Source organism: Brevundimonas sp., assembly GCF_052436175.1.
In the GTDB taxonomy this organism is placed as follows: Bacteria; Pseudomonadota; Alphaproteobacteria; order Caulobacterales; family Caulobacteraceae; genus Brevundimonas.
In genome coordinates this window covers 1-13,685 of record NZ_JBQVNM010000073.1, presented here as the reverse complement: position 1 = coordinate 13,685, position 13,685 = coordinate 1, and the positions used below count along the sequence as shown (strand labels likewise).

Here is a 13,685-nt window from a genome sequence, read left to right as displayed (position 1 = left end):
CTGGTTCAGGTTGGAGCGCAGCAGATCCTTCAGCTTGTCGAGGGATTCCAGACCGATGCGCTTGGCGAAGTCCTCATCGACCTTGCCCTCGACCTCGGCCTTGATGGCCTTCACCTTGATGTCGAACGTGGCCAGCTTGCCGGCCAGATGGGCGGCCTGATAGTCGGCCGGGAAGGTGACCTCGATGGTCTTTTCCTCACCGACCTTGGCGCCGGTCAGTTGCTCTTCGAAGCCGGGAATGAAGCGGCCCGAGCCGATCACCAGGTCTGCGTCCTCTGCGGCGCCGCCCTCGAAGGGTTCGCCGTCCAGCTTGCCCAGGAAGTCGATCGTCAGTTGGTCGCCCTCGGCGGCCTTCACGGCCTTGCCCTTCTTGTCCTCATAGGATTTGGCCTGCGAGGCCAGTTCCTTGAGGGCCTCGTCCAGATCGGCGTCGGACGCTTCATAGGTCGGGCGCGACAGCTTCAGCGTGGCCGGATCGACGGGCGTGAAGTCGGGCATGACCTCGAGTTCCATCTCATAGGACAGGTCTTCCTGGCCGGCGATGACCTTGTCCATGTCGGACACCAGCTTCATCTCGGCCGGGGCGGCGGGGCGCAGCTTGGCCTCGTCCAGAGCCTTCTGGCTGGTTTCGTTCAGCTCGGTGTTGATGATCTCGCCCATCAGGTCGCGGCCGAAGGTCTTCTTGACGTAGCCGGCCGGCACCTTGCCGGGACGGAAGCCCTTCAGGCGCAGCTGCGGCCCGACTTCCTTCAGCTTGGCGTCCAGCTTGGCGTTCAGCTCGCTGGCGGGGATGGTCACGGCGATGACGCGGCTGAGACCTTCGGTGGACTTTTCGACGACTTGCATGGTCGGGATTCTGACGCTCTGGGGCGCGGATCAAGCCTCCGGAACCAGAGCTCGACCGTGCGCGGAATGGATAAAGCAGAAGAGCCGCCCCGGTCAGGGCGGCGCCTCGAAGCCCGCCCTTATGTCGATGACGACCTGAAACGTCAACGCGCGATGCGGCGCGGGGCGGTCATGCCGGTTTCCCAACCTCGCCTCGCCCGCTATCTGTCGGGAATGACCCAGGTCCCTCCCCCCGCCCCCGTCGGCGTCTTCGTCACCCCTGTGACCCCGCTTCAGCAGAACTGCACCACCGTCTGGTGCACGGCCACGGGCAAGGCGGCCGTCATCGACCCCGGAGCCTCGGTCGACGCCATCCTCGGCGAGGTCGCCCGGCGTGGCCTGACCCTGGACCAGATCTGGATCACCCACGGCCACCTCGACCATGCGGCGGGCGCCGCCGAAATGCAGGAAAAGTCGGGCGTCGACATCGTCGGCCCCCACCCCGACGACCTGTTCTGGATCGAATCTCTTGAGGAGAAGGGCCGCGAGTGGGGCATGCCCGAGGCCCGTGTCTTCACCCCGACCCGCTGGCTGGCCGACGGCGACGTGCTCACGCTGGGAGAGACCTCATGGGAGGTCTACCACACCCCCGGCCACACCCCCGGCCATGTGATCTTCTTCAACCGCGCCGCCCGCTTCGCCCAGGTCGGCGACGTGCTGTTCAAGGGCTCGGTCGGCCGCACGGACTTCCCCCGCAGCGATCATCAAGCCCTGCTCAACGCCATCGTGACCAGGCTCTGGCCTTTGGGCGACGACGTGACCTTCGTCCCGGGGCACGGCCCGGTCTCGACGTTCGGGGCCGAGCGACGGACCAACCCGTTCGTCTCGGATCAGGCTCTGCGTGGCGCCCCGCTGGCCCGGCCCGCGTCCGGCCCGTCCTGACGCCCCCGGCCTGAAGTCTCAGCGGCGGATCAGCAGACCGATCAGCACGCCCGCGCCGACCGCATAGGCGGCGGTCCGCAACGGCTGGTCCTGAATGGCGCCGCGCGTCAGCTCGACCCGGCTCCGGGCCCAGTCCCGCCCATGACGGACGTCTTCGCGCACCGCCTCGCGCACCGAGGTCACCGGCGCATAGGACCGGCCCTCCGACCGGGCCAGCAGTTCGTCGGCCTGACGCTCGAGCCGGGTCGATCCCAGGTCGTCGGCGTCGACGATCTCATCGGCGATGGGGGTGGCGGCATAGGGGTCTGACATAGCGTGGCTCCTTCAGAGGTCGCCGTTTCAACCGTCCCGGCGGCGCAAGGGTTCCGCCCGGCCGGCCGTCGCGACCGACTGTCGCCATGATGAACAGGCGACCCGGCCAGGCGTTCTCGTCTCACAACAGGAGCCACGCCATGAGCCACATCGACCCGGTCGCCCCGCCCGAAATACCGCCCTCCGCGCCGCCCGAGCCGGAGATCACGCCTTCCACGCCACAGCAGCCCGAGATCCAGCCGGCGGACCTGCCTCAACCGGAGATCACCCCGTCGGAAACCCCGCCGGAGAGCCCTGACGACGCGCCCGTCGCGCCGCCCGAACCCACGACGATCTGATCGCCCCGGCCCCGCCCTCACCTAACGGCGGCCTCGCCGGAACCTTGGCGGCGGGGCGGCATTTCTCAATCACGCTACAGACGAATTCAGGAAGGATCGCCGATGGCCGAAGGTCAAGCCAATCGCCCCCCGGGCGTCTCTAAACGCGGGTTCGCCTCCATGGACCCGGAACGCCAGCGCGAGATCGCGCGCAAGGGCGGGGCCAGCGTGCCCAGCGAAAAGCGCAGCTTCTCGCAGGACCGCAGTCTGGCCGCTCAGGCCGGACGCAAGGGCGGCGAAGCCTCCCACGGTTCACGCAAGGATGACGTGCAGGGTCCTGCGGAATAGACACCGCCAGAATGCGGGAAACGGGCGGCCGGTGCGAACCGGCCGCCCTTTTCGCATGCCTGCATGGCTTAAGTTCTCCCGCGCCAGCGGCCTCGAGACTTTAGACGACCGATGTCATTGAAGGCTCTTTTTGTCACAACGAACACGGCGTGGCGCCACGACCACGACGAGATCGCCTTCAGTCCCGTTGTGGTCGCTGTGGAAATCGCTGTGCCCGTTGTGATGAACTCACCTGCCGGTTCGAAGCCCGCTGTCGCGGGTCGCGGTGGACGCCAACGGTCAACCTGAGTACAGCCTCTCCGATAGCCGCAGCCGAGGCGTCAGCCGGCGGCGAACAGGGCCAGGGCCACCGCCGGTTCGGCGCTGGTCTCGAACGCCATGACACGCCAGCCCGAGGCCGCCGCCATCTCGGCCACCGTTTCGCGCGTGAACTTGCGCGAGCTCTCGGTGTGAATCGTCTCGCCGGCCTTGAAGGCGATCGCGACATCACCGACGTGGACCGTCATGTCTCGCTCGGCCCGCAGATGCATCTCCATGCGCGAGCGCTCTGCGTTCCAGAGCGCCAGATGGGAGAAGCCGTCCAGATCGAAATCGGCGCCCAGCTCCCGGTTGGCCCGGACCAGCACATTCCTGTTGAACGCCGCCGTCACCCCCTGCGCGTCGTCATAGGCCGCGACCAGCACGGCCGGATTCTTCACCAGGTCCACGCCCAGGATGAACAGGGACTGGGCGCCCAGCCGCTCGCGCGCATTGGCCAGGAAGGCCACCGCCTGATCCGGCTCCAGATTGCCGATGGTCGAGCCGGGGAAGAAGCCGACCCGCCGTCCGCGTCCCAGTTCCGGCAGAGGCGCCAGGTTCAGGAAGTCGCCCACCATCGGCGCCACCTCCATCCCCGGATAGGCTTCGGCTATGCTGGCCGCCGCCGCCTTCAGGGCGTCGGGACTGATGTCGATCGGCACATAGGTCCGCAGCGTCGGCGCGGCATCCAGCAGGATGCGGGTCTTCTCGCTGGCCCCGGACCCGAACTCGACCAGAACCGCGTCGTCGCCGAAATGCTCCGTCAGCCTCGGCGCCATCTCCCGCAGCAGGGCCGCCTCCTGCCGCGTCGGATAGTATTCCGGCAGGCGGGTGATGTCCTCGAACAGGTCCGATCCTGCGGCGTCATAGAACCACTTGGGCGACAGCGCCTTGTCCGGCTGCGAGAGGCCGGCGATCAGCTCGGCCCGGAACCGGGCGGTTTCCAGGGTCTCGATCCGGGCGCGCGTCCCGGCGGGGGCGTCTGACGCCAGTCTCACGCCCATGAAGGCCCATCTCTGCTGCGGATAGAAGAAGTTGCGATAGGTGGCGCGGGCATGTCCCGGCGGGGTCGCGAACGCGCCCCCGCGCAGCACCTGCTGGTTGGCCATGAATTTCCCGTTGTATTCCGATGCCGTCCCCTCGGTCGGCCGGAAGCCCGGATAGGGGGCGTAGGCGCTGGCGGTGTGCTGCCACACCTCGCCGAACAGGTTGGAGAAGACGTCCGGCGCCGTGGCGACCGCGCTCTCCCACTCCGCCTCGGTCGGAAGGCGCTTGCCGGCCCAGCGGGCGTAGGCGTCGGCCTCATAGGCGCTGACGTGACGCACAGGGGCGTCTGGATCGACGGGCGCGCGACCGGCCAGGCCCAGCACGGTCCACTCGCCCTCGTCCTCGCGCCAGTAGAGGGGCGCGGTCCAGCCCTCGGCTTTCACCGTCGCCCAGCCGTCGGCCAGCCACAGCTCCGGCCGCGCGTAGCCGCCGTCCGCCATGAAGGCCAGCCACTGCCCGTTGGTCACCAGATCATGGTCCAGCAGGAAGGGCTCCAGCCAGACCCGGTGACACGGCCCCTCGTTGTCGAAGGCGAAGCCCGCCCCGTCATGCCCGATGTCGACCAGTCCGCCCTCGAAACGGGTCGATCCGCCCCGCGCCGGCTGCAACGGCCCGCCCGGACGCGGCTCGACCGAATAGGCGGCTGGATCGAGCGGCGAACGCGACATCAGGTGCAGCAGGTCCATCAGGAAGAGCTCCTGATGCTGCTGGTCATGGTTCAGGCCGAGGACGAACAGATAGGGCTCGAGATCGCCGTCCAGCCCGCGCTCCAGCCGCGCCGCCATCCGTCGGTCGATCTCGTCGCGATACGCCAGAACCTCGTCCAGCGACGGGCGGGTCATCAGACCGCGCTCGGCCCGTTCGACCCGCCCCCCGAGGCTCTCATAATAGGAGTTGAATACCTGCTGCAGGCGTGGATCGACCGGCTCATACCCCGGCTCCGTCGCCAGGATCATGGCCTCGAAGAACCAGCTGGTATGACCCAGATGCCATTTCCCCGGGCTGGCGTCCGCCATCGACTGGGCGGCCAAATCCTCGGCCGACAGACCGGCTGCGAGGGCGGGCATGGCGGCCCGGACCGACAGATAGCGATCCAGATCGTCCGCGCTCGGCGAGACGGCTTTGGCTGATGCGTTCATCGACGAGGTTCCGGCAACGCGTGACAGCCCCGTGGTCGCCCGCGTCTGGCTAACACTTCTGTTCCGGTTTCGTTGCTTTCAAGGGCGTCCGGCCGTTTGCTCGCCGACTGCTGACAACAGGGTGGCAGCAGGGTCTGACGATTTCTGCGCGTTTCCGGATACGGGCCCTGTCCAGACCCGCATCCGAAGCGGCTTCAGCGAACCGGCTTGCCGCCGTGCTTGGCGTATTCCAGTCGGGCGATCGTGCGGTTGTGCACCTCGTCCGGGCCGTCGGCGAGACGCAGGGTGCGAATGCCCGCATAGAGTTCGGCTAAGGGCGTATCGCCCGACACCCCGGCGGCGCCGAAGGCCTGGATGGCGTCGTCGATGATCTGCAGGGCCATGCGCGGCGCCGCCACCTTGATCTGGGCGATCTCCGACTTGGCGTTCTTGGCGCCGGCCTGATCGATCATCCAGGCGGCCTTCAGCACCGACAAACGGCACATCTCGATATTGGTCCGCGCCTCGCCGACCCGCTGTTCCCAGACCGAATGCTCGGCGATGGTCTTCCTGAACGCCGTGCGCGACAGCAGCCGTTCGCACATCAGCTCCAGCGCCCGCTCGGCGGCGCCGATGGTGCGCATGCAGTGGTGGATACGGCCCGGCCCCAGACGCCCCTGGGCGATCTCGAAGCCCCGGCCCTCGCCCGCGATCAGGTTCTCCACCGGCACCCGGACGTTGTCGAGGACGACCTCGGCATGGCCGATGGGACGCTCGTCATAGCCGAACACCGACAGCATCCGCTCGACGCGGAAGCCGGGCGTATTGGTCGGCACCAGAATCTGCGACTGCTGCTGGTGGGTCGCCGCGCTCGTGTCCGTCTTGCCCATCACGATGGTGATGGCGACGTTCGGGTGGCCCATGTTGGTCGACCACCATTTGCGGCCGTTGATCACATACTCATCGCCGTCACGGACGATCGAGGTCTGGATATTGGTCGCGTCCGACGAGGCCACGGCCGGCTCGGTCATCAGGAAGGCCGAACGGATCTCGCCCGCCATCAGAGGCTTCAGCCACCGCGCCTGCTGCGCCGCATTCCCGTACATATGAAGGACCTCCATATTGCCGGTGTCCGGGGCGTTGCAGTTGAACACCTCCGACGTCCACGGGTGGCGGCCCATGATCTCGGCCAGCGGGGCGTATTCCAGATTGGTCAGGCCCGCGCCGTGGTCTCCGGGCAGGAACATGTTCCACAGGCCCGCCTCGCGCGCCTCGGCCTTCAGCGCCTCCATGGTCGGGGGCTGGCGGGTGTGGTCGGCATGAACCTCGGCCCAGTAATCGGCTTCGCGCGGCAGGACCTTCTCGGCCATGAAACGGTTGACCCGCGCCTGCCATTCCAGGGCGCGATCGCTGTGCTTGAAGTCCATTTTTCTTCCTTCCCGATATGCGAACGGCGCGATCCGCTGGGACCGCGCCGTTCTCACGTATAGCTTTTGTCAGCAGACCACTAGCGTTTCAGCAACGGGGCCAGCTTCTGGGCGATCATCATGTCGCCGGCGATCTTCAGCTTGCCCTGCATGAAGGCCATCATCGGATCCAGCTTGCCGTCCGACAGGGCCAGGAAGTCGTCCCAGCCGATAGAGACCGTGGCGTCGGCGGGCTTGTCCTCGTTGGTCACCGAGTTCGGGACCGAGGCGCCGTCGATATAGATCTTGCCGGTGTCGCCGAGATCGAGCTTCACGGTCTTGCCCAGACCGGAGTTGTCGCCGACGGCGTTGCGGATGTGTTCGGTAACCTGGGCCAGATCGACCATGATGCGTCTCCCTAAGACGAGTGAGCCCCTGACCTAGCCCCCCCGGCGGGCGGCGCCAAGATCACGTCGGGGAAACCGGGGCGCCCTGTCGCCGCACCTCTCAACGTCCTTTTAAGGCAACACTGATATGCCATGCACGGGGGCCATGGATGATCAATCTTCCTTGTAGTGCTGACGAGGACCGCCGGCTGGCCATGCTGGCCACTCTGGAGCGGTTCGAATCCGGCCGCGACGTCGCGCTCGACGAGCTCGCGACGCTCGCACGCGATGTCTCCGGGGCCGACATCGCCCTCGTCAGTCTGGTCCACAGCCAGGAGGTCCGGTTCGTCGGCAGCGCGGGCTTCGCCCAGCCGTCGATCTGCCGTTGGGACTCCTTCTGCAACCACGCCATCGCCCGTCCGTCCGAGCCGCTCTGGGTCGAGGACGCACGGGCCGACGCCCGCTTCTTCGCCAACCCCTTCGTCGCCGGCCCGCCGCATCTCCGCTTCTATGTCGGGGTGCCGATCCGCGTGAACGACTGCGTCGTCGGCACACTCTGCGTGCTCGGCCCGCGCCCCCTGCCCCACGATCCCGATCTCGAGCGCCGTCTGGTCACCCTCGCCCGGATCGCCGAGGGCGTTCTGGCCGAGCGCCACCGCACCAACGCCGTCCGCCACGCCCTGGAAGCCTCCGGCGACGCCCTCATCGACTGCGACGCCCATGGCCGGATCCTGACCTGGTCTGACGGCGCCGAAACCCTGTTCGGCTATGCGCGCGGCGAGGCGATCGGCCGCAACATCGACCTGATCGTCCCGCCCGAGTTTCGCGACGCCCATCGCGCGGGCATGGAGCGGTGGCGTGTCGGCGGCGCGGCTCGCCTCGGCCGTCGCCTGGAACTGCCCGCCATTCGCAGATCCGGCGAGCCTCTGGACATCGAACTGTGGATGTCCGTCTCCCAGACCGATGCGGCGCCCCAGATCCACGCCAACATCCGCGACATCTCCGAACGCAAGGCCCAGGCCCGCGAACTGGCCGTCGCCAAGGCCCATGCCGAGGACGCCAACCGCGCCAAGACCGCCTTCCTCGCCAACATGAGCCACGAGCTCCGCACGCCCCTGAACGGGGTGATCGCCGCGGTGGACATGCTCGGTCACACCCCCCTGTCGGATCATCAGACCGAGTTGGCCGACATCGTCCGGTCGTCGTCGCACCAGCTTGAGCGCCTGATCGCCGACGTCCTCGATCTCGCCCGGATCGAATCGGGCGAGCTCCGGCTCAAGCCCGAACCCGTCGATCTGCGCGATCTCATCGACGGCGTCGTGGCCCTGTGCGGGCTGAAGGCGGCGGAGAAAGGCGTCGTTCTGTCGGTCGATTTGGCCCCTGACGCCGACCGGCGCGTTCTCGCCGACCCCGTGCGCCTGAAACAGGTGCTGACCAACCTCCTGTCCAATGCGGTGAAGTTCACGGACGAGGGCCTCATCAGCCTGAGGCTGAGCCGCACCGACGCCGGCCGCTACCGCTTCGAGGTCCGCGACACGGGCGTCGGCTTCCGCCCGGAACAGCGCGACCTGATCTTCGGCCGCTTCCAGCAGGCGGACGACACGGTCACCCGGCGTTTCGGCGGCACGGGCCTCGGCCTCGCCATCTCACGCGATCTCGTGGCCGCCATGGACGGCGAAATGGACTGCGCCGCCACCCCGGGCGTCGGCGCCGCCTTCTGGTTCGAGATTCCACTGCCCGCCGCCCCACAGGCCGCACCTGCCGCCTCGAGCCAGGCCGCCGATCTGGGCGCCGCGCGCGTCCTGATCGTGGACGACAACCCCACCAACCGCAGGGTCGCCGAACTGATCCTGCACAGCGCGGGGGTGTCCACGGCCTCGGCCGAGAATGGCGAGATCGCGCTGGAGTTCCTGTTCTCCCAGTCCTTCGACGCCGTCCTGATGGACATGATGATGCCGGTGATGGACGGGGTCACCGCCGTCCGCGCCCTCCGCGCCCGCGAGGCGGATCTCGGCCTTTCTCCCACGCCGGTGGCCATGCTGACCGCCAACAGTCTGCCGGAACATATCGACGCCTGTATCGCGGCGGGCGCCGACCTGCATCTGGCCAAGCCGATCACCCCGGCCTCCCTGCTGACGGCGGTGGCCGGCATGTGCGACCTGTCCGCCGATCAGACGAGCCGCCCCAACCCGAAGGCCCGAAGCGCAGCGGGCTGACGGCGCTCAGGCGGCGCTGTGGTCCAGCGCCCGCGCCTCGACCGCCTCCAGCAGCGCGGCCAGACCCTCGTCCCCGTCCCAGCGGGCCATCTGCGCCAGTTCGCGCGCCATCCCGGCGATGTATTCCCGCACGGGATAGTCTCTCTGTGACGTCGGCCGTGTCGCGCGACCGCTCTCGGCGGCGATGGTCGGTTCGTGCATGGACTTCATTTCGATTGGCCCCACTCCAATGGAAAACGAGGATAATACCACCTTAAGATGTATTGCAACCTGAGCAGGAACGCTATGACCGTCGTCACGGCGTGATTGACACGGCCGGTCCCGCCAACCACGTTCGCCGCCCTCCCCCGAACTGCCGGATCGATCTCGCCCTAATGAACCTCGTCATCGTCGAGAGCCCGGCCAAGGCCAAGACCATCAACAAATACCTGGGTTCGGACTTCGAGGTCCTGGCCTCCTACGGCCACATCCGCGACCTGCCGTCCAAGGATGGATCGGTCCAGCCCGACGACGACTTCGCCATGTCCTGGGAGATCGATCCCAAGGCGTCCAAGCGCATGTCCGAGATCGCCGAGGCCGCCAAACGCGCCGACCGCGTCATCCTGGCCACCGACCCCGACCGCGAGGGAGAGGCGATCAGCTGGCACGTCCTGGACGTGCTCAACAAGAAGAAGGCGCTCAAGGACAAGGAGGTCCAGCGCGTCACCTTCAACGCCATCACCAAGGCCTCGGTCCTGGAGGCCATGGCCCAGCCGCGTGACCTCGACATGGAGCTGGTCGAGGCCTACCTGGCCCGCCGCGCCCTCGACTACCTCGTCGGCTTCACCCTCTCGCCGGTGCTGTGGAGGAAGCTCCCCGGCGCCCGTTCGGCCGGCCGCGTCCAGTCCGTCGCCCTGCGCATCGTCGTCGACCGCGAGCTTGAGATCGAACGCTTCCGGCCCCAGGAATACTGGTCCATCGAGGCCGATCTGGCCGCCGACAGCCCGCCCTTCACCGCCCGTCTGGTCAAACACGCCGGCAAGCGGATCCAGCGTCTGGACGTCAGGGACGAGGCCACCGCCTCCGCCGCCCGCGCCGCCATCGCCGCCGGCGCCTTCACCATCCGCTCCATCGAGAAGAAGCCGGTCAAGCGCAGCCCCTCGCCGCCCTTCACCACCTCGACCCTGCAACAGGAGGCGGCCCGCAAGCTCGGCTTCACGGCCCAGCGCACCATGCAGGCGGCCCAGAAACTGTACGAAGGCGTCGACGACACCGGCGGCCTGATCACCTACATGCGGACCGACGGCGTCTATGTGACCCCCGAGGGCATCGCCCAGGCCCGGCAGGTGATCGAGGAACGCTTCGGCCCCGCCTTCGTCCCGGCCGAGCCCCGCTACTACAAGGTCAAGGCCAAGAACGCCCAGGAGGCCCACGAGGCCATCCGCCCGACCAACATCGCCCGCCACCCCGACAGCGTCCGCCTCGATACCGACCTGGCCAAGCTCTACGAACTGATCTGGAAGCGGATGGTCGCCTCCCAGATGGAGTCCGCCCGTCTGGACCGCACCTCGGTCGACATCGAGACGCCAGATGGTTTGACGGGACTGCGCGCCACGGGTCAGGTCGTCGCCTTCGACGGCTTCCTCGCCGTCTATGAGGAAGGCCGCGACGAGAAGCAGAAGGGCGCCGAGACGGACGAGGACGACGATTCCACCCGCCTGCCCGCCCTCAAGGAAGGCGCGACCGCCAAGGTCGAGGCCATCCGCACCGACCAGCATTTCACCGAGCCCCCGCCCCGCTATTCCGAGGCCACCCTGGTCAAGAAGCTGGAAGAGCTCGGCATCGGCCGTCCCTCGACCTACGCCTCCATCCTGACCACCCTGCGCGACCGCGAATATGTCCGCATGGACAAGAACCGCTTCTACCCGGAGGACAACGGCCGTCTGGTCACCGCCTTCCTGGAGGAGTTCTTCGCCCAGTGGGTCGAATACGACTTCACCGCCGACCTCGAAGGCCAGCTCGACCAGGTGTCAGAGGGCGACCTCGACTGGAAGGTCCTGCTCCGCGACTTCTGGTCCAAGCTGAAGCCCGCCACCGAGACCGTGCTCGCGCGTCAGGGCGTCATCGACCAGCTGGACGAGGCCATCGGCCCCTTCCTCTTCCCGGAGAAGCCCGACGGCGCCGATCCGCGCCTCTGCCCCCTGTGCGGCACGGGCCGGCTGCACCTGAAGGCCAGCTTCAAGATGAAGTCCTCCTTCATCGGCTGCTCCAACTACCCGGAATGCCGCTACACACGGGGCTTCGGCGCGGGCGCAGGCGCGGAAGAGGCCGGCTCCGACCGCGACCTCGGCGTCGATCCCGCCACCGGAAACCCCGTGGCGCTCAAGATCGGCCGCTTCGGCCCCTATGTCGAAACCGCCGCCGAACCGGGCGCCGACAAGCCGAAACGCACCTCCCTGCCCAAGGGCTGGAGCCCTGCGACCCTGACCCTGGACCAGGCCCTGCGCCTTCTGGCCCTGCCGCGCGAGGTCGGGATCCACCCCGAGGACGGCAAGCCGATCACGGCGGGCCTCGGCCGCTACGGACCCTTCGTCCTCCACGCCGGGACCTACGCCAATGTCTCGGACATCGAGGAGGTCTTCGACGTCGGCGTGAACCGCGCCGTCGCCCTCCTCGCCGAGAAACGCGCCGGCAAGTTCGCCGGTCGCGGGGCCGCCGTCGCCCCGCTGAAGGACCTCGGTGCCCACCCGGAGACCGGCGAGCCCATCCACGTCATGGCCGGCCGCTTCGGACCCTATGTGAAGTCCGGCAAGATCAACGCCACCCTGCCCCGGGGAACGACGCCCGAGGACCTCACCCTCGAAGCCGCCCTCCCCCTCCTCGCCGCCAAGGCCGCCACGGCCCCCAAGGGCAAGAAGGTCGCGGCGAAGAAGGCGCCGGCCAAGGCGGCTGCGGAGAAGAAACCTGCGGCGAAGAAACCGGCCGCCAAAAAGGCCCCGGCCAAAAAGCCGGCCGCGAAGAAAACCGCCGAATAGTCCACGTCTCCTCCCTGCGCCAAAGGCGTGGGGAGGTGGCGCGGCGCTCCTTCAGCGCCGAGACGGAGGGGTTCTTTCCGCCGCACAGGCCAGAACACCGCTCCCTCCTTTCGTCATTCCGGGCGCAGCGTAGCGAAGACCCGGAACAAGGCGGCGCGCGAGAGCGCGAAGCTGTCGCGGACCCGGCGCCCGCACACATCGCCTTCGCTTCGCTACGGCGCCGCCTTGTTCCGGGTCTACGGCGCGAGCGCGCCTTCGCCCGGAATGACGAAAGTTAGAACATCGGCGTAGTTGAACGAATAGCGATCCATCACAACAGCCCACCTCCGCCCTTTGATCCCCAACCCCTTTTCCAAATCTCGCCGCGCTCAGCCATCACCCCTCCAAAACCGCCCTACACTTCCCCGTCCCGTCGCGAGGGGAAGGCGTCCTGGGCCCAGGACCCGGACGTGCGGCGGGGGCGATCGCGCGGGAAACCGTGTCGCAGAATCCGGCCACGGACCGCGCCCCGGCGAAGACCTGGGGCGATGGAAACGCGAAGCCGGTGGCGGCAGGGGACTGTCCGGGGGGTGAAATCCCCGGAGCCCGGAGAGCCCTGAACCTCTCCGCCCGTCGCGGGCTTAAGGCCGACCGGGATTAAACGGTGAACCGCAGGGTGCTGAATCCACCCGGCGGGCCGTCCGACGCCCTCCCCGGCCCGCTCGCGTGAACCGACCGCGGCGGAGCATGGCGTTCGCGCCGAAAACACATCTCACTCCCCCTAAGGCGAAAGCACGGGGGACATCCGGTTCCGGGCCGACGCCCGCGCTCCGCCCTTCCCCAACCCGCCGCGCCAAGGCGCATCGGGGTTTTCGTGCTGCCTGAAACGCCCTTCTCCCCTTGTGGGAGAAGGCGCCCCGGAGGGGCGGATGAGGGGTCGTGCGGACTTTGAAGTCTGCGTTTGATCCGCACATTCCAGCCGCTGACATGACCCCTCATCCGTCAGGCTTCGCCTGCCACCTTCTCCCACAAGGGGAGAAGGATCGGCATATTGTTCTTGCTTTGTTCCATCCCCTGTTTCATCCTCCGGGCATGAGTTCCCCGGCGACCCCGCCTCCAACGAAGCCGCTTCAGACGAAAGGACGCGGCGCTCGAACCAATGCTTCCGGTCGTTACGAGCCGGTCGTCCACGAGGCCTTCGACGACGGCTGGACGGCCGAGGATGCGACGCCCGAACCGATCCGCACGACCCTCACGCCCGAGCACGCCCGGACCATCATCGCGAAGAACACCAGTCCCGACGTCGGTTTCGACCGCTCCATCAATCCCTACAAAGGTTGTGAACATGGCTGCATCTACTGCTACGCCCGTCCGTCCCATGCCTGGATGGGCCTATCCCCGGGCCTGGATTTCGAGAGCCGCATCTTCTTCAAGCCCCACGCCGCGCGTCTCCTGGAACAGGAGCTCAGCGCCCGGAA

11 protein-coding genes and 1 pseudogene are annotated in these 13,685 nt (G+C 67.7%); 6 read left to right on the top strand and 6 right to left on the bottom strand.

Going from position 1 to position 13,685, the window contains the following annotated elements:
* The coding region (tig, locus tag ACT6QK_RS13295; RefSeq protein WP_444598302.1) for a trigger factor at nucleotides 1–846 on the bottom strand (846 nt) is incomplete at its 3' end.
* Nucleotides 847–1,059: 213 nt separating this feature from the next.
* On the opposite strand from tig, the gene ACT6QK_RS13290 reads away from it, so the two are divergent.
* The gene (locus ACT6QK_RS13290; protein ID WP_444598303.1) at nucleotides 1,060–1,767 is read left to right on the top strand and encodes an MBL fold metallo-hydrolase; all 708 of its coding nucleotides are present in this window, start codon (nucleotides 1,060–1,062) and stop codon (nucleotides 1,765–1,767) included.
* An 18-nt stretch (nucleotides 1,768–1,785) separates the two neighbouring features.
* Here the strand turns inward: ACT6QK_RS13290 and ACT6QK_RS13285 are convergent, their stop codons facing one another.
* Entirely contained in the window at nucleotides 1,786–2,079 is a 294-nt protein-coding gene (locus tag ACT6QK_RS13285; protein WP_444598301.1) for a glycine zipper domain-containing protein, read from the bottom strand.
* Between the two features lie 140 nt (nucleotides 2,080–2,219).
* Here ACT6QK_RS13285 and ACT6QK_RS13280 point away from each other — a divergent pair, with 140 nt between their 5' ends.
* Together ACT6QK_RS13280 and ACT6QK_RS13275 are read left to right on the top strand one after the other, a co-directional pair.
* The gene (locus ACT6QK_RS13280) at nucleotides 2,220–2,417 is read left to right on the top strand and encodes a hypothetical protein (RefSeq protein ID WP_444598300.1); all 198 of its coding nucleotides are present in this window, start codon (nucleotides 2,220–2,222) and stop codon (nucleotides 2,415–2,417) included.
* Nucleotides 2,418–2,519: 102 nt separating this feature from the next.
* Nucleotides 2,520–2,744, top strand: a complete 225-nt coding sequence (locus ACT6QK_RS13275; protein WP_444598299.1) for a general stress protein — start codon at nucleotides 2,520–2,522, stop codon at nucleotides 2,742–2,744.
* Nucleotides 2,745–3,064: 320 nt separating this feature from the next.
* Here ACT6QK_RS13275 and egtB read toward each other — a convergent pair whose 3' ends face one another.
* The 3 genes from egtB to ACT6QK_RS13260 form a co-directional block, all read right to left on the bottom strand.
* A complete protein-coding gene (gene egtB, locus ACT6QK_RS13270) occupies nucleotides 3,065–5,227 on the bottom strand; it encodes an ergothioneine biosynthesis protein EgtB (protein WP_444598298.1) in 2,163 nt (720 codons plus the stop codon).
* A 194-nt stretch (nucleotides 5,228–5,421) separates the two neighbouring features.
* Entirely contained in the window at nucleotides 5,422–6,633 is a 1,212-nt protein-coding gene (locus ACT6QK_RS13265; protein ID WP_444598297.1) for an acyl-CoA dehydrogenase family protein, read from the bottom strand.
* Between the two features lie 80 nt (nucleotides 6,634–6,713).
* Nucleotides 6,714–7,019, bottom strand: coding sequence for an SCP2 sterol-binding domain-containing protein (locus ACT6QK_RS13260; RefSeq protein ID WP_444598296.1), 306 nt, complete (start codon nucleotides 7,017–7,019; stop codon nucleotides 6,714–6,716).
* Between the two features lie 149 nt (nucleotides 7,020–7,168).
* Between ACT6QK_RS13260 and ACT6QK_RS13255 the strand changes: the two genes are divergently transcribed.
* Nucleotides 7,169–9,214 carry an ATP-binding protein gene (locus ACT6QK_RS13255; protein ID WP_444598295.1) on the top strand — a complete coding sequence of 682 codons (2,046 nt, stop codon included), beginning with the start codon at nucleotides 7,169–7,171 and terminating at the stop codon, nucleotides 9,212–9,214.
* A 6-nt stretch (nucleotides 9,215–9,220) separates the two neighbouring features.
* Here ACT6QK_RS13255 and ACT6QK_RS13250 read toward each other — a convergent pair whose 3' ends face one another.
* Nucleotides 9,221–9,415: a hypothetical protein gene (locus ACT6QK_RS13250; RefSeq protein ID WP_444598294.1), complete on the bottom strand. Its 195-nt coding sequence runs from the start codon at nucleotides 9,413–9,415 to the stop codon at nucleotides 9,221–9,223.
* A gap of 173 nt (nucleotides 9,416–9,588) precedes the next feature.
* Between ACT6QK_RS13250 and topA the strand changes: the two genes are divergently transcribed.
* Both topA and ACT6QK_RS13240 read left to right on the top strand, forming a co-directional pair.
* Nucleotides 9,589–12,228 (top strand): type I DNA topoisomerase, encoded by a 2,640-nt coding sequence (gene topA / locus ACT6QK_RS13245; RefSeq protein ID WP_444598293.1) that lies wholly within the window; start codon nucleotides 9,589–9,591, stop codon nucleotides 12,226–12,228.
* A 1,071-nt stretch (nucleotides 12,229–13,299) separates the two neighbouring features.
* A pseudogene (locus ACT6QK_RS13240) lies at nucleotides 13,300–13,685 on the top strand (PA0069 family radical SAM protein); the annotation flags it as partial.

What these genes read in the sequence shown, in the direction of transcription:
- ACT6QK_RS13285 (WP_444598301.1), bottom strand. Translation starts at nt 2,079, where the DNA reads ATGTCAGACCCCTATGCCGCCACCCCCATCGCCGATGAGATCGTCGAC.
- ACT6QK_RS13275 (WP_444598299.1), top strand. Translation starts at nt 2,520, where the DNA reads ATGGCCGAAGGTCAAGCCAATCGCCCCCCGGGCGTCTCTAAACGCGGG.
- ACT6QK_RS13260 (WP_444598296.1), bottom strand. Translation starts at nt 7,019, where the DNA reads ATGGTCGATCTGGCCCAGGTTACCGAACACATCCGCAACGCCGTCGGC.
- egtB (WP_444598298.1), bottom strand. Translation starts at nt 5,227, where the DNA reads ATGAACGCATCAGCCAAAGCCGTCTCGCCGAGCGCGGACGATCTGGAT.
- ACT6QK_RS13250 (WP_444598294.1), bottom strand. Translation starts at nt 9,415, where the DNA reads ATGCACGAACCGACCATCGCCGCCGAGAGCGGTCGCGCGACACGGCCG.
- ACT6QK_RS13290 (WP_444598303.1), top strand. Translation starts at nt 1,060, where the DNA reads ATGACCCAGGTCCCTCCCCCCGCCCCCGTCGGCGTCTTCGTCACCCCT.
- ACT6QK_RS13265 (WP_444598297.1), bottom strand. Translation starts at nt 6,633, where the DNA reads ATGGACTTCAAGCACAGCGATCGCGCCCTGGAATGGCAGGCGCGGGTC.
- topA (WP_444598293.1), top strand. Translation starts at nt 9,589, where the DNA reads ATGAACCTCGTCATCGTCGAGAGCCCGGCCAAGGCCAAGACCATCAAC.
- ACT6QK_RS13280 (WP_444598300.1), top strand. Translation starts at nt 2,220, where the DNA reads ATGAGCCACATCGACCCGGTCGCCCCGCCCGAAATACCGCCCTCCGCG.
- ACT6QK_RS13255 (WP_444598295.1), top strand. Translation starts at nt 7,169, where the DNA reads ATGATCAATCTTCCTTGTAGTGCTGACGAGGACCGCCGGCTGGCCATG.